This window comes from Arcticibacterium sp. GJ41-1 (assembly GCF_055808875.1).
Genome location: NZ_CM147888.1, coordinates 4,890,518 through 4,914,616, shown reverse-complemented (window position 1 = coordinate 4,914,616; position 24,099 = coordinate 4,890,518). Strand labels below are relative to the sequence as shown.

Below are 24,099 nucleotides of genomic sequence, written 5' to 3'. Positions count from 1 at the left end.
ATATCTCTAAACTCAAGCATTTTAATTGTTGTATTCTTTATTATAAACTCACTCCTCTTTTCCAAGGAATGAAATCGTCTTGCTGATTAATGACTGCTTTACATTGAATATCTCCACTAGCTACAGCAATTATATAATCTAGAATTCGTCTTCCAGTATCTTCAATGTTTTCTTCACCTTCTATTATTGGACCTGTATTTATGTCAATTATATCAGGCATTTTTTCTGTAAGCTTGGTATTGCTTGATACTTTAATAACTGGAGCAATTGGGTTACCGGTAGGTGTACCAAGGCCTGTAGTAAATAGGACCACATTGGCTCCTGAGCCTACCATTCCTGTGGTAGATTCTACGTCATTTCCTGGAGTACAAAGTAGGTTTAAGCCCTTTTTGTTAACCATCTCTGGATAATCTAGTACATCGGTTACTGGAGATGTTCCTCCCTTTTTTGCTGCACCAGCAGATTTTATGGCGTCTGTAATCAATCCGTCTTTTATGTTTCCTGGAGAAGGGTTCATGTCAAAACCTGAGCCTGCTTTTACAGCACTAGCGGCATAGGCCGTCATAAGTGAGTTAAATTTGAGAGCAGTTTCTTCGTTTACACAGCGGTCGCTAAGTTCTTGCTCTACGCCACATAGTTCTGGAAATTCCGAAAGGATAGTGGTACCACCTAAGCTTACCAATAAATCACTTACATAACCTAATGAAGGATTGGCCGAAATACCAGAGAAACCATCAGAACCACCACACTCAAGACCCAATACCAATTTTGATAGAGGGGCTGGTTGACGCGTTTGTTTATTGGCTTCCATTAATCCTGCAAAGGTTTTCTTTATAGCTTCGGTAATTAATTTTTCTTCTGTGCCTTCTTCTTGCTGTTCAAGAAATACAAGGGGCTTATCTGTACACTCTCTTTTAAGTAACTCTTCCTGCAAAATACTATACTGAGCATTTTGACAACCTAAACTTAGAACCGTGGCACCAGCTACGTTAGGGTGAGCAATATAGCCTGCTAGTAATCCACAAAGACTTTGAGCATCTTGGCGAGTTCCGCCACATCCCATATCATGGTTTAGGAATTTTACTCCATCTACATTCTCAAATATACGTGTCTGGCTTGGAATTTCTGCAACCGATTGCAATTCACTTCCTAAAATATCTTGAACTTTGTCTCCTTTTTGATATTTTGAGATTAAATCTTTAGCAAAATCTTTGTATTTATCGCTTTTTCCGTAGCCGAGCTGAGTTACCAGAGCTTCTTTCATTACATCTAGGTTTCTGTTTTCACAAAAAACTAATGGTAATACTATCCAGTAATTTGCTGTACCTACCGAGCCATTAGCTCTATGAAATCCTTGGAAAGTTTTGTCTTTGAAATTGCCTTGTTCTGGTTTGTCCCAGTCGAGCTTTCTTTCTCCTAATTTAAATGGAGCTGCGGCGTGCTTCACATTAAATGTGGTTACCATGCTGCCAGCAGGAATATCATATTCAGCTTTTCCTACTAAAACACCATACATGAAAAGCTCTTCACCTTTTTTTAAATCGCTTTCTGTAAACTTATGCTTAGGAGCAATAGCTTCAAGTAAGGTTACTTCTTTATTATTGTAGACTATGACTTCGCCTTTTTTAAGGTGGTCAAGAGCTACTATAAGATTGTCTTGGGATTGTACTTTTAGTACACGCTTCTTCATGCGTTCTCTAATTTAGAAATTGTTTCTGATAGGGTTTTGCCTGTTCCTTGTTCTGTGATTGTAGAAAAAGTATTATAAACCTGCTCTGCAAATCTATTCAGATTATTTAAATTTTCGCCCCAAAGTTCCTCGTTTTCAAGGATTTTTTTGATTTTTAACTCGTTAGAACCTTCAGAAGACCATATTTTGTAGAAATAATCGGCATTTGGGTCATTAATGAGATATTGCTCTCCGTTTGCTTCACCGTAATATTTGTCTTCAATAATAGAGACTGGTTTTAAAAAGGCTATGTGAGCAGTAAACCCTAAGAGCATAAGTTCGGGTATTTCTTTTCCTTGCTCATAATATGATTTTATGAGTGGTAAGCACCTTGTGGCCATTTTGTAACTGTAGTTCATACAGATAGAAAGCCACTGATGTTCTAAGAAAGGATTTCTAAACCTATCTAGTACTTTTTGTGCAAAGTCGTTTTTCTCTGAATCTGATATTTCGGAAGTCATGGCTTCTGATATTTCGTTTGCCATGAGTATTTTCATGAAGGAGTAAAAATCTTCATCTCGCATGGCTTCTTTCACCAGTTTATATTCAGAAAGAAAGGCTAATCCGGAAGAGAAAGTATGAGCAGCATTTAATATTCTGAGTTTTATCTCTTTATACTTTTCTATGCTGGGAGCTACAAAAGCACCATTTTCTGGTAAGCAGAACGTTAGTTTGTCTTTTATAGAATCATCTCCTTCAATAGCCCATAGTGCGTATGGTTCTACTACAATGGCGTTCTTATCTTTATAAGGTAGTTTATCGTCCAGCGTGTCGTTTGCTGCTCCTGGCACTATTCGGTCTACTAGTGTATTACAAAACGTATTGGCAGACTTTAGCCAAGAAAGAAAAGCTAAGTCATTGTAGTTTTCTTCGGCCAATTGAAACACAATCCTTTTGAGTTCATCGCCATTATTTGAAATAAGCTCAGCAGGTAGGAAAATTAATCCTTTCGAGAGGTCGCCGTTAAAATACTCAAATCTACTTTTTAAGAAGGCTACAACTTTTCCTGGAAATGAATTTGGACATTCACCTGGTGTTATTTTTTCTGGTTCGTAGGTTATTCCTACTTCTGTGGTGTTAGAAAAAACAAATTCAATTTCCTCTTTTTTAGATAAAGACAAGATTGACGCCCACTGCGTTTTGGCTATTAGCACGCGACTCACTGAGGCACATATATCTTGTTTGTCAATTAACCTTTTATCTTGAATACCTCTAGTAGCAACAGTATAAAGACAATCTTGACTGACCAAAGACTCTATGGAGCCTCTAGTGTCTGTAGACTTAATCATTACTATTTTTCCTTCAAAGGCTCCGTTTTTATTAGCGTGGTCTATAATGAAATCAGGAAGACCTTTGAGAAGGACTCCAGTGCCAAATTGGATGATTTTTTCAGGATAATATAATATCCTTCTTTCAAATCCTAAGTCAGATTTTTTAGTGAGATAATCTAAGGATAAGTTGTCCATTCGAGTTTTTTACGCGTTTTATATTAGATAGTGATTCTAAGCAATCACCATATTACCATTTTTTGCCAAATATCTTTTTGAATTTGAAGTCTTTTTCTGTCAAGTCGGTATTATCTTGATGCCAAGCGTAATTTCCATCGTCTTTATGACAGTTTTTGTAGTAAATTCTATGCCCCCATTTTAGTTGAGTTTTTGTGCTTTGATATATTTCGGCATCAGCCATTTCTTCACTGAAAGAGCAGTTTATAAGATACATTTGAGCCTCCTTGTGATATCTTCCGAGTTTGAATCCTGGGTCTCCTTCAAAGCGGCAGTTTATCAATACAGATTTATCAGATTCATTTCCTGAGCCATCATGCCAAATACCTGCTGTCATGTTATGACAAATGATTAGGGAATTTTCTATCAAAGCATTTCCTCTTGGACAGTATAAATCTACATGCCCTTCAATGATGCAGTCTTTGAAATAAAACATACCACCACCTACATCCCAAGGGCTTACGGTGTCTCCACCACCAGACCTAAAAACACAGCTAAGAAACTTTATTCTAGTAGCACCACTGAGTGACCTGAATGAAAACTGATGCCCATCTTTTCTAACTATCTTTTGACCGATAGGCTCTCCTTTTTCTCTTGGTAAATAGTTCTTTTTAGCTCCGTTTGCTTTTCCAGACTCATTTAAACAGTCAATGCTTACAGTTCCGTCTACATCAAAACCGTAGGTATTTAATACGGTGAGGTTTTCAAAAATGAGGTCATGTCCTAAAACATTGATGGTGGCTGCTCCAAAATCATTATCGTTTTCGCATCGCCAGTAATCTCTGGACTGACTATAGGTTATAATTACACCATTGGTACTTTCTCCTAAAAGCCTCAAATGATGCTTGGTACTATCAATTAATACCTTCTCCTTATATGTTCCATTTTTGATGAATATGGTTTGCATTTTGGAAGAAGACACCGTGGCGTCAATAGCTTCTTGAATGCTGACATAATCACCAGTTCCATCTTGAGATACTATTATTTTCTTTGCGAAGCTCTGAAAGCAAAGTGTCAAGAGTAATGAACAGATTAAGGTTATTTTAGAAGCCATTTTGCTAAATCTTTAGAGGCTTCAAAGTTTTGATATTTTGCCGGCAGCTTTCTTCCGTCTACGTATTCGTTATAAAGCCATGGGTCACCTATCACCATTACACGTCCTTTTTTATAGGTGGTAGACGCCATTATTTTATCACTGCCTTTAGAAAGAATAGTTTTGGCATTGCTATCTGTGTTTAGGGTTACTAGCTCTTTAATGTAAACTTCAGAAGAGTTTTTGAAAACCTCATTTCCTGGAGCAATATTTACGCTGCCCATATCAAACTGTAGGCCTTTAACCATATTAATGTTTTTGTCAGAAAATGAAATGCCAAAAGCACTAGTCAAATCATTAACCTGAACCAAATTACAGTGCTCTGCATCATTGGTCATAATTAATAATGTTCCACCTTTTTTTACCCACTTTTTGATATTTTTAATATCTGAAGGTGCTATGTTATTCGGGCTGTCGGTTTCTTTTTTATCATCAGGGTCTACTATTATATAGACGTCTAAGCCTTTCAAAGCTTGCTTTGACGCTTGCGACTTTACGGCAGTGATTTCTGCACCCATATTGGTGAAGGCTTCGCCAAACCAGTTAAAACCTGAGTGAAGTTTATCTTCCCAGATGTAGTGAAACTGCTCTTGTTCGCCATTATAACCTTCTCTGAACTCCTTATTGAAATGATAATCTAAACCTACTTTTTTACCTTTTCCAATAGAACCTTCTTTCAGTAATTCCATTTCAATAGCAGCAAAAATAAAAGGACCAACTCCTTTCAAATCGTTTTGTCTTATTGGCTCGCTTAGATAGTATTCGTAGGTACCATCTCTGTATGGGTTTCCGCCTAGTCCCCCTACACTCACTGCTTTTTCTACATTGATGGTACCATCAGGATTATTGCTAATAAATTCTTTGATAATGCCATTGAAAGCTTTTACACCTGCATTTTTAAAAGAATCGTCAATGTATCCCATTCTAGCCCCTTTTAGTAAAGTGTAAGCAAACATACAAGAAGATGAAGATTCAAGATAATTCCCTTCTTTACCTGCCAAAGCGGTCATTTGATACCAAACACCACTTTTTTCATCTTGATATTTGGTTAAAACTGGTGCTAACCTTTTCAAGTGATTTATTAGGGTGATTCTTTCGGGATGATTTTCTGGGAAGTAATCTAAAACGTCAACTAATGCCATGGCATACCAACCAATGGCTCTTCCCCAAAAATGAGGTGAAAGTCCTGTTTTTTTGTCAGCCCAGGTTTGCTCCCTACGTTGGTCATAACCATGGTATATTAAACCTGTAACTGGGTCAACCGCGTGTTCTTCAATAAGAGCAAATTGCTTGGCAATATCATCAAAGTGTTCTGGGTGGTTGAATACTTTGCTGTATTCGGCAGAAAATGGTTCGGCCATAAAAAGACCGTCTAGCCACATTTGATATGGATATCGTTTTTTGTGCCAGTAGCCACCTTCATCAGTACGTGGTTGACCTTCTAACTGCTCCCAAAGGTGGTCGGCAGCTTTTCTGTATTTTTCTTTATTTGGCAATGATTGCTGATAAAGAAGCATTAAAGCTCTCCCTGTAGCGATGTTATCTAAGTTATAATCTTTTAAAGGATATGTTCTTATAGAACCATCTTCGCCCACGTATCTGTCAATATCGTTTTGGATATAATTGAAATATTTCGGATCGGCAGTACGTCGCCATACTTTTTCAATAGCCTTTAGCATCAGTCCTTGCTCATAATCCCATCTAGCTGGTTTACCTTCTTTTACGGCTATAGAGTCCGAATGAATTTTCATGAAAGAATGTACCATTCTTTCAGACCAATTTTCTTGAGCAAGAGCGGCAAAATTAATTCCGCATAAGGTTAGTAGTAAGATTAATTTTTGTTTCATATTATTTCAAATAAAGTCTTTACGTATTGGATTAAAAATGTCAACGAGTTCTCCTTCTTCAAGGCATACTACACCATGTACTAAGTCAGGATTAACAAAAAAGACATCACCAGCATTTAGTACTTTTTTTTCATCAGCTATGCTTACCTCGAATTTACCACGGCTCACGTAACTAGCCTGCGTATGTGGGTGATGGTGCAAGTCGCCAACGCCGCCTTTTTCGAAGCCAACTTTTAGTATCATCAAACCATCATTATAGGCCATGATTTTTCTTTTGATGCCTTTTCCTAAGTCTTCCCAAGGTATGTCTTGGTCTTCTACGAGTGCTTTGCTTTGTACTGTCATTATTGGTTGAATATTTTTATTAAAAATGTGTCTATAAGTCCTGCGGTATCATTAAACCATTTATCCATCATAGGGAATACATGTGGAGCATTGAAAGTATGAATTTCAGAATAGATACCGTGTTTATCAAGTACTTTTATGTAGTCTTCTCTTCCAGCGTGCATTCTCTCAATAGCACTGTTAATGAATAGAATAGGGGGTGAAAATTCACTTACATGCTTTAAAGCTCCTGCTTCAATCCATAAGTCAGGGTTTTGCTCTTTGCTGTAGCCAAAGTAAGATGTAGCCGCTGATTTTGACCTGCTATCGTCACCTTCTCCAGATTCAGGATGTATGTAAGCAAGTATGCCGTCTACGTCAATAACTGCATTTACTTTAGTGTCTTGGCCTATTTTACATGCACCATTTTCGTATTTAGCTATACCTGAGGTTGTGCCTATAAATGCTGCCATTTGACCTCCTGCAGAATAACCACCTAAAGCTATTTTTGAGGTATTTATTCCATATTGTTTGGCATTTGCTTTTACCCATTTTATGGAGGTTTTGATATCTATAACTGCTGCTGGAAATAGGGCGAAAGTAGATAGCCTATAAGCAGGTGTAAATACGACATAGCCTTTTGAAGCTAGTTCTTTAGCTAATTCGTGATGCTGAGATTTATCACCAGTACGCCAGCCTCCACCGTGAATGAAGATAATAGCTGGTAATTTTGTTTTGGTTCTTTTTTTAGGGCTGAAAACATCTAGAGTCAGTGTATAATCATCTGTTTGACAGTAAATTTTATCAAATTTACTAAGCACTAAATTAGAGTTTTCAGATTTGGCTATAGTGACATCGTAACCATCTTTTTGAGCTGCTTTTAAGGCACTGAGGTTAGTGAAAGAGGTATCTTTCTTGGCAGTAATACCAGACAAGTCCTGAGCTTTTAAACTTAGGACGGTTATTGAAAATAATATTATGTTAAGTGTTTTTCTCATTTTTCTAAAACGATTTTTTTAGGCCAAGTACCTAAATAGGCATAACCTGTTCTTCGTTCAATCTCAATGTCACTCAAGTTAACTTTTCTTACTTTGTCTCTTCCCATAAATATGGGCTCATTGGTATCTAGGTCATAAAAGCGAGCCCAAAGTGATGCTCCGGTTTTATCAATAACCTCAACATCTCGGCCTTTTGGAGCATTAACATCTTCAAAATACCTTACAGCCTTGTCTTTTATTTCAACACTTTTAAACCAAGCTATTCCAGCATTAATAGAATTTTGGATTCGTTCGTCTGGGTTTTCAATAGCCATCAAGAATTTTAAAATACCTACAGACTCATTGCCACTTAATGAAGCAGGCTCAAAGGCTCTGGCAGAAGCCGGTAAAAGAGTTTCTGAATCATGCTGAGCACACCAAGCTGTTAATTTACCATTTTGAAGATATTGGGTATTTAAAATACATTCAATTCCTTTTGCTAAACTTTCCTTGGCTTGGACTTTTGTTTTTTGACTGAGCAAGGTATAGGGCTCTTCATTATCCGAAATTCTTTTCATAATCCATAACACAGAAATCATAGCATGATCATTATAGGTGATATGCTTATGATATCCAGAAGTGTCTGGATATTTCTGAGGCCAGCCACCAGTCGAGTTTTGAGCCTCAAATAAGTATTGCATACCTTTTTCTGCCGCTTCTAGATATACTTTATTTTTTGTTTTGGCAGCCTGTTGTAATAAATAGTCTGTTTCAAAAGTGGTAGACTTGTCATCTATGGTAGCGTCTTTTTTTGATTTGTCGTCAATTAATTTAGCCTTGAATTCTTCTGTTAAAGGCTTCTGGTAATCTGTTGGGTCTCCTTTGTGTTGAGGCCAACCACCATTGTCTCTTTGATATAGTACTATTTTTTCCGCCGTGTCATTTTTTACTTGAGATATAGCCAAAGATTTAACTCCTATTATCAGTAAAAATAATAGGACTAGAGTCTGCTTCCAGTTAAGGTTTAAATCCTGTGAAGTCTGCATAATCATTTTAATAGGAATCAAGACTCTAAATATTTAGGACCCTTGATGCTTCAAAGGAATATAATATTTAGAAAATAAAGGTGGGATGTGAAGAATAAATTAATGGCATCGTTCCCGACAACGATTGCGTAAATAAAGTCCTGATAAATGTAGGAGAAGTACAATTTCAAGTCTTAAAATTGTACTTCTCTAAGACGTTATATCACAAAAAATGTAGCATCGTTCTAAACCTAAATTATAATCAAACCAAAAAACTATTCTGAAATTCTCTAACTAAACTTTAAAGAAAAATATGAACTCAAAAATTTACAAGATGTGTAGGAAGGTATTTGCCGTTTCGGCCATGCTGTTCTTTACACTTTTAGGTGTCGCGGGTTTTGCTCAAAGTAATGTTGCCGTAAGTGGGACAGTCTTTGAAGGTGAAACAGATTTAACCCTGCCGGGGGTCAACGTAGTTGAAAAAGGAACTACAAACGGTGCAGTAACTAACTCAGATGGAAAATTCAGCTTGAAAGTATCCGGTCCTAATTCAATTTTGGTACTAAGCTATATTGGATTTGAACCTCAAGAAATAACCGTAGGTCAAAAGACGCAGTTTGATATACGACTAAGCAGTGACGAGAAATCACTTCAAGAAGTGGTGGTGATTGGTTATGCTCAAATGAAAAAGTCAGATTTAACGGGTTCTGTAGGGAGCATTAGTAGTAAATCTATCACAGAGCGTAATTTTACGAATGCTCTAGAAGCGGTTCAAGGTAATGTAGCTGGTGTTCAAATATCTCCTTCTACAGGACGAATAGGTGATGGTTTCAATATTACGATTAGAGGTAATAACTCTTTAAATGACGATTCTAATCCGCTTTATGTGGTGGATGGAGTACCTATTGATAACATTGATTTCTTAAACCCACAGGATATTGCGAGAATCGATATTCTTAAAGATGCTTCTTCTACGGCTATTTATGGCTCTAGAGGTTCTAATGGTGTAGTGCTAGTTTCTACCAAAAATGGAGCTACTGCTAAATCTGGCTTAAATGTTTTTTTAGACACGTACTATGGTGTGAAGAAAGTAGCGAGACTACCTCAAATGATGGGTGGCGAAAAATGGTGGGAGTATCATCAATCTGCTTATTTAGCTACTACAAATTTAGAAGACCCAATGGCTATAACGCCTGAGGCTCTTTTTAAAAATGTGGTAGGAACGGCAAACTCAGTATTAAAAGCGAGAGCAGATGCAAACGAAACTTATGATTGGTATGATTTAGTGCTTCAAGATGGTTTCCAACAAAATACTTACTTGAATTTCTCTGGCAGGGGTGATGGTGGAGTAGGTTATAACTTAGGTCTTGGTGTTCAAAACGAAACTGGAAATATTCAAAATGAGGCTTTAGATAAGTATTCTATGAAAATAGGTATTAATCACAGGCTGAATAGCCAAATTTCTTATGGTTTAAACACCACCATTGCTTTTAAAGAAGACCAATATGGTAGTGGTGTAGCTATGCAAGAGGCGTTTAGATTGAATCCTTTCTTATCTCCTTATGGAGAAGATGGCGTAACGCTTTATCCTCAGCCTGGAAAATTACAAGATGCAAATGGAAACTATTTAGTTAACAAAACGAGTACCTATAATCCTTTGCTGGAGATTGCAAATTCGTCTGATATTGCCAGAAGCTTTACAGGACTTGGTAATGTTTTTTTACAGTACAAACCTCTAGATTGGTTGTCTTTCAAAACTACCTTTTCTCCTAGTATTAGAAATAGAAGAAGAGGTAAGTCTTGGGGAGCTCTTACGAATACGGGTGTAGGGAATAAGAATTTGCCATCTGCGGAAATGGAGAATTTTCAAAACTTGACCTATACTTGGGATAACCAATTCAATATTGAGAAAACGGTAAAAGCAGACCATAGATTTAGTTTCTTAGGTCTTCAAAGTCTTTATACATCACAAACAGAGGGTTCTTCTTTGGCTGCGAGGTATTTGCCATTTGATACAGATTTTTATAATCTAGGTTCAGGTGACCAGTCAACTTATAATATAGACTCATACTTTAGAAAGCAAACGTTAGCTTCTTTTGCTGGTCGTTTAAATTACTCTTATAAGGGTAAATATTTGCTAACAATATCTAACAGATGGGATGGTTCTTCGCTATTATCTAAAGAGAATCGTTGGGATAGTTTCCCATCAGCAGCTCTTGCTTGGAATCTTTCTGAAGAAAGTTTTATAAAAGATATAGCAGCTATTTCTTACTTGAAGTTACGTGCTAGTTATGGTTTTACGGGTAATAATATTATTGACCCATATTCTACTACCAACATTTTAGATATTCAGACTTATTACGATTTCTTAGGCACTACGGCCAATGGTTGGAGAGCTGGCTCATTAGCTAATAATGCTTTAGGCTGGGAAAAAACTAGAGAGAGTAACTTTGGTCTTGACTTTGGTTTATTTAATGACCGTATTTCCGGTACCATCGATGTATATGATAGACTTTCTGATGATTTACTTCTTGAGCAAGATCTCCCTAAAGAGTCTGGATTTGCCTCTATTAGTTCTAATATAGGTTCTGTAAGTAATAAAGGAGTGGAGTTTGGTTTAACTACGCGTAACATTCAGAAGAACAAATTGTCTTGGCAAACGAGCTTTACGTTTACAAAGAACAAGAACCAGATTGTTTCAATCTACGGTCAAGACCAAGTGGATGATGTAGGTAATGGATGGTTTATAGGAGAGTCTATAAACTCAAGCTATAACTATGAGTTTGACGGTATTTGGCAGGCAAATGAAAGAGAAGAAGCTGCATCTTATAATCAGTTAGAAGGTCAAGCTAAAGTAGTTGACCAAAATAACGACGGTAAAATTACACCAAATGAAGACCGAATTATTCTTGGTTCATCAGACCCTAAGTTTACGGGAAGTGTTTTTTCTACTTTAAGATATGGTAACCTTGATTTCTCTTTTTCAATAATAGGAAGCCAGGGAGTCTTTTTAACAAGTCCTTTCCATGCAAATTTCACTGATACTAGAGATAGAGGACGTCAGAAATTAGATATAGGATGGTATGTTCCTGAAAATGGGGCAGGCGTGCCAGCTCAATTTTCTAACGAGTATCCTCAGGCTAGAAATCAGGGTACTTTCTGGAGAAATAGCAAGGTTGGATATTATAGAGACGCTTCTTTTATGAAAGTGAAGAATATCACACTTGGTTATAAATTACAAGAGTCTGTGTCGAATAGACTTGGGATTAAGTCTGTAAGAATTTACGGAAATGTACTTAACCCTTTTGTTTTCTCAGAGTATGATGGATATGACCCAGAATGGGCGGGAGCCAAGTTTGCTGTAGGTCGTGTGAGTTCAGTGACTTATCAATTAGGTCTTAATGTTAAATTTTAATCTTTCTGGAAAAATGAAATTAAATTATATAAGTAAAATATTTGTATTGTCATTGGCCTGTTTTTCTCTTACGTCATGTGAGGATTTCTTGACCGAGGAGAATAAGTCAAACGTAACGGCAGAGAGCTATTATATTACTAGTGCAGGTTTTGAGTCATTATTAAATGCTAATTATTCTCAATTAAGAGAAATCTACGGCGGAGACCCATGGTTATTTGCCGCAGGAACAGACTTGTATGCAGAAGGTCGTTCTCAAGAACCTGTAGGTTTAAGTCAGTATCGTGATCTTAATCCTTCTTCTTCTGGAGTTGATCAACTTTATAATACTTGTTATAGAGCTATTCAACTTGCAAACCAAGCAATATACTATTCAGATATTACAGAGCAATCTGGGTCAATATCTACTTCGGTAGGTGAGGTGAAGTTTTTAAGAGCTCTTGCCTATTTTAACTTAGTACAAACATATGGTGGAGTAGCACTTGTAAAAGATTACATCAATGAGCCAGTTTTAGAGTTTGACAGAAATAGTGCTGAAGAGGTTTATACTTTTATTATTAGTGATTTAGAAGAAGCCTTAAACTTAGTAAGCAGTGGTACTTTTAATGGACGTGTGAATAAGAGGGCAGTTCAGCATTTATTGGGTAAAGTATATTTAACCAGAGGTTATGAAGACTTTGGCTCTTCTTCTGATTTTAATACTGCAGCCGCAATGTTAGACCAAGCCATAGGTGGCCAAGGTTTAGATATTCCTTACAGTGAATTATGGAGACCAGAGAATGATGGTAACGCTGAAACTATCTTTTCTGTGCAGTATTCTGCGGGGTCAATTAGTGCTGACCCACTGAAGTTAGGTAATAGCCAAGCTCGTTATTTTGGGCCATATTTAGGAGGTTCGGAAGTGGCTGGAGATGCACCACAGCGTTCGTATAATTTATGTCCTACAGATTTTGCTTTGGGACTTTTTACAGAGGATGATGCTCGTTGGGATGCTTCGTTTATGGTGACTGTTTATAATCGTTATTTTGACGAATTTGATGTAGATGATAAAAGTGGTTTAGGCGTATTTCATTATTATGCCCCAGCTTGGATTACGGCAGAAGATTCGGTTGCTTTTGTAACAAAGTACCCAAATGCTACATATCACCCTTATGGTACTTATAGCTCTCAAACGGTGAGTCTTGATTATGAGACTATTCCTCTTAAGAAATTTGATGACCCAAAAGCTTCTTTTGGTGGAAGCTCAAGTACACGTGATATTGTATTAGCAAGATTGGGCGATACTTATTTATTAGCAGCAGAAGCTTATCTCAAAAGTGGTGACGCAGCTACTGGGTTAGCAAGATTAAATGTAGTAAGAAACCGTGCTGGAGTTAGCGAAGCCACATCTGGAGAGTTTGATATTGATTACATATTAGATGAAAGAGGTCGTGAGCTTTTAGGAGAGTACCACAGATGGTTTGACCTTAAAAGAACAGGTAAGTTAGTAGAGCGAGCATCTGCTCATCACAGACTTGTTTCAGAAAGTGATTTTGCTGGAGCAAATGGTGAATTAAAAATCCTTAGACCGATTCCACAATCAGCTATTGATTTGAATCAAAATAGGAGTTTCCAACAAAACCCCGCATACGAATAGAATTAAGTATAATTGAATAATAGGTTGAATTTTTAAAAGGTATGGTCATTGACTGTACCTTTTTTTGTTTATCGCTTGTGTAAGTACTCATTCTTCCTTGCGGGTAAATACATTTTTACTCTTAAGCATTTTTTATAGAAAGCAAGTAGCCATATGCTTTAGTAAAATATCTTCTTTTTGAGACATTCATTTGTCTTTGGGTGTTTAAAGGTCTTGCTATAAAATGCAGGTTTTGGTGTGCTTAAGTTTACTCCTTTCTTAAGCTGTTTTCAAATAAATACATCGTACTTACTTTAGATTTATGCAAAGGATTCAGCTGTATGGTAATGCCTTATAAAGGTGCTTTAGGCTGTTTTAGTAAAGATTTGAATTTGGATGAAACTTATGGGAACGTTCCCGACAACGATTGCGTAAATAAAATCCAGTATTTTATTAGTTAAGTACTAAAGCGACGTTAAACTTGCAAACGAAAATACTTTAACTATAAACCTTCTTACAAAAATTACATTGTGGCATTCTGCCACCACTCCCTATTTCAAACTATTCCTAAACATGAAAAAATATGATTAAAAAACTACAATTAAAGCTACTCGGTATTATTGGCCTTATGGTCATTTTTACTACGGGATATGCTCAAAATCAAGTAAGCGGGAAAGTGACTAGTTCCGACGGCGAAGCTCTTCCCGGAGTTTCTGTTGTGGTATTAGGAACTACCACTGGTGTGTCTTCTGATGTAGATGGAAACTATAAGCTAAGTGCTTCTCCAAAAGGAACATTGGTTTTCACTTTTATTGGTATGGAAAAACAAGAAATTTCCATTGACGGGCAGTCTATTATAAATGTAGAGATGAAAGACGACGCAAACGTCTTGAACGAAGTGGTGGTGGTAGATTATGGTTATGGAACTGTAAAGAAAACTGACATGACGGGTTCTGTAGCTTCTATTTCAGGAAGAGAACTCTCAAAAATACCTTTGACAAGTGCCGCCCAAGCTATTACAGGTAGGCTTCCAGGTGTTAATGTATTAACTACAGATGGTTCTCCGGATGCCGAAGTGGTCATTAGAATACGAGGTGGAGGTTCTATTACACAAGATAATTCGCCGCTTTTTGTGGTGGATGGTTTTATTGTAAGTAGTATTAGAGACGTGCCGCCTACAGATATTGAAAGCATCAATGTTTTGAAAGATGCTGCTGCTACAGCTATTTATGGTGCACAAGCTTCTAATGGTGTAGTAGTAATTACTACCAAAAAGGCTAAAGCAGGTAAAGCGAAAGTTTCTTATAACGCTTTTTATCAATTAAAGCAGATGCCCAAAGATAGAAAGTATGAAGTGCTTGACCCTTATGAGTTCGTACTGGCCAATTATGAGTTTGCAAAGCTAAACTCTGATGCGGCTGTTAGAAATTTTGAACGTTTTTATGGCGTTTATGATGATTTAGAACTTTACAAACAAAAGGCTCCTAGCGACTGGCAAGATATTCTTTTTGGTGCTCCAAGACCTTCGCAATATCATAATGTTAGTTTGTCTGGAGGAACAGAAATGACCAAGTTAAGCTTAAGCTTGACGCACAATAATGACGCTGGTCTTTTGGTAAATAATGGTTTTAAAAGAAATGTTATCAATTTCAAATTAGACCAAACTATATCTAAGAAGTTAACCTTTAATGCAAGTGCTCGTTTAACCAATACTGTTGTGGATGGTGCTGGTACTTCTGGAAGGGCACAGTTAAGCATTAAAGACGCTGTTCAAACAAGACCAGTAAATGGTATTGCAGACGAATTAGATATTGATGTAAACACTATTGACCCTAATGATGATTTTAACTCATTCATAAAAAGTCTGGTAAGTCCTTTAGAACTGACAAAGCAAGATTGGCGTGAACGAACTACCAATGATTATATCCTGAATGGTTCTTTGACCTATAATGTGTTAGATAACTTAACGGCTAAAACTACTTTTACTACCTCTAGGCAGTTTGAAAACAATCTTAGATATTACGGTCCACTAACTGGGGAGTCGTTTAATAATGGAGGTAGCCTTCCTCTAGGAGAGAAAACAAACTATGAAAGAACATCACTACGCTGGTTAAATACCTTAAACTATAAGGTAGCTAATTTGTCAAATCAGAAGTTGGACTTTTTAGTTGGTCATGAAATTTATACTACTGGCGGAAATTCAGCATTTATTCGTTCAGAAGATTTTAGAGCTTCTATCACGCCAGAAGAGCTTTTTGCCAACATGACTTTTGGTAGAACAGATAGACTTGAAACTTCTGTTTTTACTAAGGCAAATAGAGTTTCAGTTTTTGCAAGAGCAGATTATCAGTTGAATAATAAATATCTGGCTACATTAACTGTTCGTGGAGATGCATCTAGCAAGTTTGCAAAAAACAATAGAGTAGGTATTTTCCCTGCTATAGCTTTGGGTTGGAAACTATCTGAAGAAGCTTTTTTAGCAGATGTGAACTGGCTGGATGAATTAAAACTAAGAGCTAGTTACGGTGAGACGGGTAATGATAGAATTGACCCAACTGCTACCCAGTTCTTATTTGAAGGGTCTACTAATCGTGGTCCTGGTTTTGGGAATTTTGACAATGCCTATTATACGCCTACAGGTTCTACACTGTATAATCCTGATATTATTTGGGAAACCACAGTTAATAGAAACTTAGGACTTGATTTTACTTTGTATAAATCTCGTATCACAGGTAGTTTAGATATTTATAAAAACACCACAAGAGATTTATTACTACGTTCTGCCATTCCTTCTAACACTGGTTTTACTACGCAGTGGAATAATATAGGTAGTACGTCTAATCAAGGAATTGAACTTGGAGTTAATGCCTTCTTGATTGATAATGATGATTTTACCTTAAGTGCTAGTTTTAATATTGGTAGAAATAACGCCAAAATTGAAAAACTAGATGGTACGGATTCTAGATTTTTCCAATCAAACTGGGCGAGTACAGACTTAAAAGATAGAGACGACTATTACATAGAAGTAGGTGGCCGCCTAGGTGACATTTACGGTTATGTGACTGACGGATTCTATGCTACCTCTGATTTTGCATCTTATGATGCTGTCTCAGGCTCTTATGCTCTTAAAGAGGGTGTTCCTAATTCATCAGGAACGGTAGGCAATACGAATTTAAGACCCGGGTTTTTGAAATTAAAAGACCTAAACGGCGATGGTATAATTAACAGTGAAGACCGTCAGGTAATAGGAAATGCTTTGCCAGCTGCTCAGGGTGGTTTTGGTTTAAGCAGTAGCTTCAAAGGTTTTGACGCCTCCGTTTTCTTTAACTGGTCTTTTGGTAACGATATATACAATACCGGTAAAATTCAATACAATCAATTTAGACGTGTGACTTATGGTAACCTTTTAAATACCATGAGCATTGATAATAGATTTAGCTATTTAGATGTGGATGGTAGCATTACAGGTGTTGCCGGTGATTTAGTTACAGATTTAGACCAATTAGCTCAGTTAAATGCTGATAAAGAGATTTGGTCTCATGGTAGCTATGGAGTGGCTCAGGCAGTAATTCACTCTTGGGCAGTAGAAGATGGTTCTTTTTTAAGACTTAATAATTTGAACATAGGATACTCGCTTCCGCGAAGTCTTATTTCTAAAGTCAAAATGAACCAAGTTAGAATTTATGCCACAGGTAATAACCTTAAACTGTGGACAAAGTATAGTGGCTATGACCCAGAGGTGAGTACTAGCAGAGGGGAAGCTCTTATTCAGGGCTTACACCTGGTGTAGATTACTCTTCTTTCCCAAGAAGCCGTTCTTATACTTTTGGTGTGAACATAACTTTCTAATTCTGAATAATATAAATAAAAACAGAAATGAAATTAAGATTATTAATATTGGCCTTTTCTCTCACAATATTTTCTTGTGAAGACTTTTTAGACCCGGTTTCGCCATCCACTTTTGATACAAACTACGTTTTTTCTAACGTAGACGATACCCGTAGAGGGGTAAATGCTATTTATGTACAGTTTGGTGTTGATGGTTTTAGATCAAGACTATCAAACAACATGACTGGTAATACTGATGTAGAGCACCAAAGTGGGTGGACTAGCTCAGGTGATCGTTACCAAATATGGAATTTAGATGCACTTTCTACTAACGGTGATTTACGCCAGTTTTGGAATGCTGCTTATACAGCCATTAGAGATGCAAATATCGCCATTGAGGGAATTGAAGCTAGTGATGCACTAACTTCAAATGAACCACAAAATGTAAAGTTGATGAATCATATGCTAGGTGAGGCTTATACCTTGAGAGCCTATTGGTACAGCATGTTGACTTATTATTTTGGCGATGTTCCTAATGTAAGATTGGCACCAAAAGCAGGTGTTGAATTTTACCTTCCTCGTGAGGATAGAAACTTAATTCTTACTAACGTAATCAGTGATATGATAGCGGTAGAAGAAAATATGATGTGGGGAGATGAAGCTCCTTATGGCATAGAGCAAGTTAACAGAGAGTACACATTAGCTTTAATAGCAAGATTAGCTCTGCAAAGAGGTGGTTACTACCTAACACCTGATTTAGAAATGAAGCGTGAAGGAGATTACTTAGACTATTATAAAATAGCGAAAGATTATACTTCTAAGTTGATAGCAATGAAAGACAGAGAGTTGCCAACAGACTATCGTCAGGTATTTTTGAATCAAAGCAAGTTTGTAAGCCCTACTAATAGCGAGATACTTTTTGAAGTACCATTTGCTTTAGGTAATGGTGATGTAGCTTGGAATATTGGTATCACGGTACAAGGTGGTGCTACTGCAAGTCATGCTTTTGGTTCAGGTAGTAATTATATGGCTATCCCGCCAAGTTATTATTTCTCTTTTGACAAAAAGGATGTTCGTCGTGATGTAACATGTGCTTTATATCGTGTCAATACGGCTTTTGAAGAAGAATTTGTTTCTTCTGCCACTAATATTTCTCAGGGGAAATGGAGTCGTCACTTTTTAGATAATGCTCCGGGTTCTAGTACCGCAAAAGGCACTGGAATTAACTGGCCTATGATGCGTTATGCGGATGTTCTTCTTATGAATGCCGAGGCAGAAAACGAACTGAATGGTCCTTCTGCTGAAGCACAAGCGGCTTTAGCAAGAGTAAGACAGCGAGCTTTCCCAGAAGCAGAATGGGCTTCAAAAGTTGACACTTATATAAATGGTGTTTCAGGAAGTAAAGATGCCTTTTTTGATGCCATTGTAGATGAAAGAGCATGGGAGTTTGGTGGCGAAATGATAAGGAAATATGAACTTATCAGATGGGGTATTTACTCAGAAAAAGTAGCAGAGACGGTTCAGACTTTGAAAGAAATGACTGATGCTGCTGTTTCAGGAACCGGAAAATATTCTGACTTACCAGATTACATGTATTGGAAAAGAGATGAGAGCGGAAAGTTCGTAGTCTTAAATCCAGATGAGAAAATATTGGCTGCTCCAGACGATAGCTGGATTAGGCAACCATTTTTGATTGACATGTATGACGAGATAGAAACTTATGACCCTTGGATTACTAGAGATTGGGCAAATTACATTAATGGTCCTAAACCTGGTGTGGCAAGATACATTTTCCCTGTACCGGAGGAAGCGGTTTCTGCTAGTAGAGGTACTATTTCAAATGACGGGTATCAATTTTAAGCTAACTACTAATTGAAATAAGATGAAGAATACTATAAAAAATACTACAAATTGGATGTTAGCACTTATCGCTGTTATGGCGGTATTTGTTACTGCCTGCGAAAAAGATATTGTGTACGAAAAAACACGACTCTTTAGACCCGTTTTGGGAAGTCAGTTAGAAGCAATTGAGAACAAAATTGAAGTGAACCTTGGAAACATTAAAGAAGCGACTTCTTATACTTTAGAGGTAAGTAGAGACTCTTTTAATGTGGTCGATTATCAGTTTGAGATTGATACAAGTTACTTTCTAATTGATGAAATTTTATTGGGAGAAGAACTTCTTTACAATACGCTTTATCAAATTAGAGCTACAGCTCATGCAGCCGACCCTCAATATGATAGCCGAGCGGCAGATTTAGGAGCAGTAAGAACAGAGCGTTTTCCTTCTATTCTTAATCTACCAAGAAAGAATGATGTCATAGATACCAAGGCTAAAGTTACTTGGACTATAGCTGGTGCTCCTGTAACTGGTGTAAAAACCTTTTCTTCGGAAGATTTAAGGTTAACCACACCTTTGGCTTCTTATGATGTTTCTTCTAATGACCAAACTGCGGGAGAAACTATTATAGATGGTTTAGACCCAGACTCTAGATATCAAATTGCGATTTATAGTGGAGATAAGTTAAGAGGATGGGTAGATTACAAAACCTTAGTGGCAGGAGTAGATCCTAATGCAGGTAATGTGATTGACCTAAGTGATAATGAAGACCCTGATGCTTTAGCAGCTGCGGTGGAAGGTGCCGGTGACGGAATGATTATTCTTTTGAAAAAAGGAGTGACTTATAATTTCCCTACAGAGCGTTTAGACAAATCAATTACCATCAAAGGAGCTTATGGTTTTGAAGAAAACAAGGCGGCTATGTTTACTACAGGAAACTGGAATGTTGTTGCAGGTGCTGTTATTGACCATATTGTTTTTGATGATATAGAAGTAATGGGCGAAGATATTGGCGGAGACTATGTTTTCAATATTAACAACAGTGGAGACGCTACTATCATTAATGAACTACGTTTTGAAAACTGTATCCTTCACGACTTCCGTGGAGTAATGAGACTTAGAAGCGATGTGTTTGTGAAAAATTATACTATTTCAAACTCAATAGTACGCGATATCGGTGGCTATGGCGTGTTTACTTGCGATACCGATGGTGATGATAAAGCAGCGATTGACAATGTGATTTTCCAAAACTCAACTTTTTATAGAGTCAATACTTTCTTGTCTACGAGGCAAAGCGTACAAAGTTTCTTAATAGATGGCTGTACGTTTAATGAAGTAGCTGCCACAGGGCAAAGAGTTTTCCGTTTTAGAGGAAAAGAAGGTAAAAGTGATGTTGTAAACGGACTGACAATTTCAAACACTATTTGGGGTCATGGCTGGGACAGCTCAGAGTCTGGCGACTTAAGTGTTCAGCTAATAGGTGGAGGACTTGATGCTACCAGTTTCAACATTGTAAACACATGGGGTACTTCAGATTTTCAAGCTCGTGAGGGCACTGAAATGGCAGGTTTCCCCGCTCTTAATTATAGTGGAGAAGCTGGGAATTTATGGGTGGATCCATATAATGGAGATTTCAATATCCAAGATAATGGCTTCGGAGGGAGATTTGATGCAGGAGATCCTAGATGGAGAGCAAAACTTTAACAGTAAAGTAATAATGGTTGAATTTAAAAGTATGGTCATTTTGACCATGCTTTTTTTCTTGAATTTATTATGAAGTATATAATTATATTAAGCCTCTTTTTGCTTTCGCAATGCGAAGAAACCACCATTTATGGTAGTAAAGATTTAGATATAGAACCTGAAAAGCCATCAGAGATAGAACAAAGTCAAGATGAGGTGCTCGCTTTTCCAAGTGCAGAAGGTTTTGGTCAAGATGCCACGGGTGGTCGTGGAGGTAAGGTGCTTTTTGTGAGCAACCTTAATGACTCAGGTACTGGAAGTTTTAGATGGGCTGTTCAGCAATCTGGAGCTAGGTACATACTCTTTAAGGTTTCAGGTACAATCGCTCTTAAATCAAAATTGGTAGTTAGTAATGGTGACGTAACCATAGCTGGTCAATCTGCCCCCGGCGATGGTATTTGTATCAAAGATTACCCAGTGGTTTTAGATGCAGATAATATCATTATTCGCTTTATGCGATTTAGACTTGGTGATGCTGCGGCTCAGCAAGCGGATGCTTTGGAAGCTAGGTTTCATAAAAATATTATGATAGACCACTGTTCTATAAGTTGGTCTTCTGACGAAACCGCCACATTTTATCAAAATGAAAATACCACGCTGCAGTGGTGCATGATTAGCGAAAGTTTGACTAACTCAGTGCACGAAAAAGGCTCGCATGGCTATGGTGGTATTTGGGGTGGCAGGAAAGCTAGTTTTCACCATAACCTTTTTGCTCATCATCAAAGCCGAACACCACGTTTTGGGGAGAGAGCAAATGAGGCCTTTGCTTTGACCGACTTGGTAGATATGCGAAATAATGTCATCTATAATTGGGGAGCGAATGGCTGTTATGGCGGTGAAGCTATGAATGTCAACATGGTGAACAACTATTACAAACCAGGGCCAGCAACACCGAATTCTAAAAAAGAACGTATAGTTTCTATTGATAAAAACGTTAATCCAGAGGCGGAGGTTTATGATATTTGGGGCAAATATTACATTGCAGGAAATAAGGTAGAAGGGAGCCAAAGAGCTACAGATGACAACTGGACTTATGGCGTCAAAAATCAGTTCCATTCTAAATATGGAGACATAACGGATGCGGTTTTGAATACCATCAAAATCTCACAGCCGCATGATATCTTTGACAATGTTACTACACATTCTGCTGATGAAGCTTATCAGAAAGTATTAGCAGTTTGCGGAGCATCTTATAAACTAGATGCGGTGGATATGCGGATTTTAGAAGAAGTAGCAAATAGCACATTTACCTTCACCGGAAGTAATGGTTCAAAAAATGGAATTATTGATTCGCAAGAAGATGTCGGTGGTTTTCCTGTACTTAATCAAACAGAAAGTCCATTAGATAGTTCTGAAGATGGTATGCCAGATGAGTGGAAAAAGTTAAAAGGATTAGATATTTCAAAAGACCAATCTACAGGTCGTCAGCTATCTACGGCGTATGATAATGTGGAGGTTTATTTAAATGAATTAGTAAAAGAAATAGTAGAAAAACAGATATGAAAAAATTACTTTTTTTGATTTTAGTAGTAGGGAGTGCTTTTAGATTAAGTGCTCAGGAGGAGGTTTATAACCCGAATTTGCCAGATGGGAAGTACAAAAATCCTATCATTCATGCCGATTATTCAGACCCTGATGTAATTCGTGTGGAAGACGATTATTTTATGGTGTCTTCTAGTTTTAGTCATTTCCCTGGTTTACCTATTTTACATTCTAAAGATTTGGTCAATTGGGAAATTATAGGTCATGCAGCCCTTTCATATCCTGACGAAGCTTTTGACAAACCACAACATGGTGATGCTATTTGGGCTCCGAGTATTCGTTATCATGATGGTGAGTACTTTATATATTATGGCGACCCTGACAGAGGTGTTTTTATGACAAAAACAAGAGACCCTTTTGGGAAATGGGAGCCGCTTAAATTGATAAAAAAAGTGGTGGGTTGGATAGATACTTGTCCGCTTTGGGATGAAGATGGCAAAGCCTATTTGGTACATACTTACGCCAATAGTCGCTCTGGAATCAAAAGTGTTTTATTGATTAATGAAATGACACCAGATGGTACCGAGATTTTAGGTACCTCTACTTTGGTTTTTAATGGTCAAAAAGGGCATCAGACCATAGAAGGTCCAAAGCTTTATAAGCGTAAAGACTATTACTATATTTTTGCTCCTGCAGGTGGGGTGTCAACAGGTTGGCAAACTATTTTAAGGTCAAAAAACATATACGGACCTTATGTAGACAAAATAGTTTTAGAGCAAGGTAGTACCAACATAAATGGACCTCACCAAGGTGCATGGCTTGATACACAAACAGGCGAGGAGTGGTTTATCCATTTCCAAGATAAGATGGCTTACGGAAGGGTGATTTTACTTCAGCCAATGTCATGGAAAGATGGCTGGCCTGTGATGGGTGTTGATTTTGACGGAAATGGGGTAGGAGAGCCAGTAGCGGAGTTTAAGAAACCAAACATTGGCAAAGTAATTAACGAAGTTAAAGTACCTCAAACCTCTGACGAGTTTAATACTTCTAAGCTAGGACTTCAATGGCAATGGCAGGCAAATATCAAAAAAGAATGGTATGACTTAACGGGTAAAAGCTTGAAGTTAAACGCTCAAAAAGTAGAAGATAATAACCTTTGGCCAGTCAGTAGTATTGTCTTACAAAAGTTTCCTGCTATGGATTTTGCTGCAAGCACAAAACTTAAACTAAATGCTCTTAAAGACGGTGAAAAAGCTGGTCTTATAGTTTTTGGAATGGATTACGCCTACATAAGTATAGAAAAGAAAGGAGGCAAGTACCTGGTGAATATGGTGGAGTGCATAGATGCCGAAGGTGGAGAAAGTGAAAAGTCACTTGGTAGTGTAGAAGTTGGTCAAAGTGATATCTACTTTAAAGTGCAAGTGACGTCTTCTACTAATGCTAAGAATGTACCAGTGGCAACTTGTCAATTTGCCTATAGTTTAGATGGTAAGAAGTTTAATAAGTTAGGTGAAAGCTTTAAAGCCAATAAAGGCAAATGGGTAGGAGCTAAAGTAGGTCTTTTTGCTATTTCTAAAGAAGAGAAAGCTGGATATGCGGAGGCAGACTGGTTTAGAATTAGTAAGTAATTATCTGTCAGCTATTTGCTGTGAGAATTGTACTTTAAGATGGGATACTTA

At 37.4% G+C, this 24,099-nt stretch carries 14 protein-coding genes; 7 read left to right on the top strand and 7 right to left on the bottom strand.

Translation table 11 applies throughout. From position 1 onward, the window contains the following. Positions 1 to 40: 40 nt before the first annotated feature. Genes AC0L6O_RS20310 through pelA form a run of 7 tightly spaced genes read right to left on the bottom strand, consistent with a single transcriptional unit; the run spans position 41 to position 8,521 of the window. The gene (locus AC0L6O_RS20310) at positions 41 to 1,690 is read right to left on the bottom strand and encodes a UxaA family hydrolase (protein ID WP_473304990.1); all 1,650 of its coding nucleotides are present in this window, start codon (positions 1,688 to 1,690) and stop codon (positions 41 to 43) included. Further along, positions 1,687 to 3,195: a tagaturonate reductase gene (locus tag AC0L6O_RS20305; RefSeq protein WP_473304988.1), complete on the bottom strand. Its 1,509-nt coding sequence runs from the start codon at positions 3,193 to 3,195 to the stop codon at positions 1,687 to 1,689. Before AC0L6O_RS20305 ends, AC0L6O_RS20310 begins: the two co-directional genes overlap by 4 nt. Before the next feature lie 52 nt (positions 3,196 to 3,247). Next, positions 3,248 to 4,288, bottom strand: coding sequence for a pectinesterase family protein (locus tag AC0L6O_RS20300; protein ID WP_473304986.1), 1,041 nt, complete (start codon positions 4,286 to 4,288; stop codon positions 3,248 to 3,250). Then, the gene (locus AC0L6O_RS20295; RefSeq protein ID WP_473304985.1) at positions 4,273 to 6,174 is read right to left on the bottom strand and encodes a glycoside hydrolase family 88/105 protein; all 1,902 of its coding nucleotides are present in this window, start codon (positions 6,172 to 6,174) and stop codon (positions 4,273 to 4,275) included. The genes AC0L6O_RS20300 and AC0L6O_RS20295 overlap by 16 nt, the downstream gene beginning before the upstream one ends. 6 nt (positions 6,175 to 6,180) lie before the next feature. Further along, complete coding sequence (locus AC0L6O_RS20290; RefSeq protein WP_473304983.1) at positions 6,181 to 6,519, bottom strand: cupin domain-containing protein; 339 nt, start codon at positions 6,517 to 6,519, stop codon at positions 6,181 to 6,183. Further along, positions 6,519 to 7,496 (bottom strand): alpha/beta hydrolase fold domain-containing protein, encoded by a 978-nt coding sequence (locus tag AC0L6O_RS20285; RefSeq protein ID WP_473304981.1) that lies wholly within the window; start codon positions 7,494 to 7,496, stop codon positions 6,519 to 6,521. The genes AC0L6O_RS20290 and AC0L6O_RS20285 overlap by 1 nt, the downstream gene beginning before the upstream one ends. Next, positions 7,493 to 8,521: a pectate lyase gene (gene pelA, locus AC0L6O_RS20280; RefSeq protein WP_473304979.1), complete on the bottom strand. Its 1,029-nt coding sequence runs from the start codon at positions 8,519 to 8,521 to the stop codon at positions 7,493 to 7,495. Before pelA ends, AC0L6O_RS20285 begins: the two co-directional genes overlap by 4 nt. Before the next feature lie 292 nt (positions 8,522 to 8,813). Between pelA and AC0L6O_RS20275 the strand changes: the two genes are divergently transcribed. The 7 genes from AC0L6O_RS20275 to AC0L6O_RS20245 all read left to right on the top strand — a co-directional run bounded on the left by AC0L6O_RS20275 (position 8,814) and on the right by AC0L6O_RS20245 (position 24,048). Next, positions 8,814 to 11,915 (top strand): SusC/RagA family TonB-linked outer membrane protein, encoded by a 3,102-nt coding sequence (locus tag AC0L6O_RS20275; RefSeq protein ID WP_473304978.1) that lies wholly within the window; start codon positions 8,814 to 8,816, stop codon positions 11,913 to 11,915. A 13-nt stretch (positions 11,916 to 11,928) separates the two neighbouring features. After that, on the top strand, positions 11,929 to 13,548 hold the full coding sequence (locus AC0L6O_RS20270) for a RagB/SusD family nutrient uptake outer membrane protein (protein ID WP_473304977.1): 1,620 nt from the start codon (positions 11,929 to 11,931) through the stop codon (positions 13,546 to 13,548). Positions 13,549 to 14,110: 562 nt separating this feature from the next. Continuing rightward, positions 14,111 to 17,317: a SusC/RagA family TonB-linked outer membrane protein gene (locus tag AC0L6O_RS20265; protein WP_473304976.1), complete on the top strand. Its 3,207-nt coding sequence runs from the start codon at positions 14,111 to 14,113 to the stop codon at positions 17,315 to 17,317. Positions 17,318 to 17,403: 86 nt separating this feature from the next. After that, positions 17,404 to 19,215 carry a RagB/SusD family nutrient uptake outer membrane protein gene (locus AC0L6O_RS20260; protein WP_473304974.1) on the top strand — a complete coding sequence of 604 codons (1,812 nt, stop codon included), beginning with the start codon at positions 17,404 to 17,406 and terminating at the stop codon, positions 19,213 to 19,215. Positions 19,216 to 19,237: 22 nt separating this feature from the next. Beyond that, a complete protein-coding gene (locus AC0L6O_RS20255) occupies positions 19,238 to 20,899 on the top strand; it encodes a DUF4957 domain-containing protein (RefSeq protein ID WP_473304973.1) in 1,662 nt (553 codons plus the stop codon). Positions 20,900 to 20,968: 69 nt separating this feature from the next. Further along, the gene (locus AC0L6O_RS20250) at positions 20,969 to 22,441 is read left to right on the top strand and encodes a pectate lyase family protein (protein ID WP_473304971.1); all 1,473 of its coding nucleotides are present in this window, start codon (positions 20,969 to 20,971) and stop codon (positions 22,439 to 22,441) included. Next, positions 22,438 to 24,048 (top strand): glycoside hydrolase family 43 protein, encoded by a 1,611-nt coding sequence (locus tag AC0L6O_RS20245; RefSeq protein ID WP_473304969.1) that lies wholly within the window; start codon positions 22,438 to 22,440, stop codon positions 24,046 to 24,048. The genes AC0L6O_RS20250 and AC0L6O_RS20245 overlap by 4 nt, the downstream gene beginning before the upstream one ends. The last annotated feature ends 51 nt before the right edge of the window (positions 24,049 to 24,099 follow it).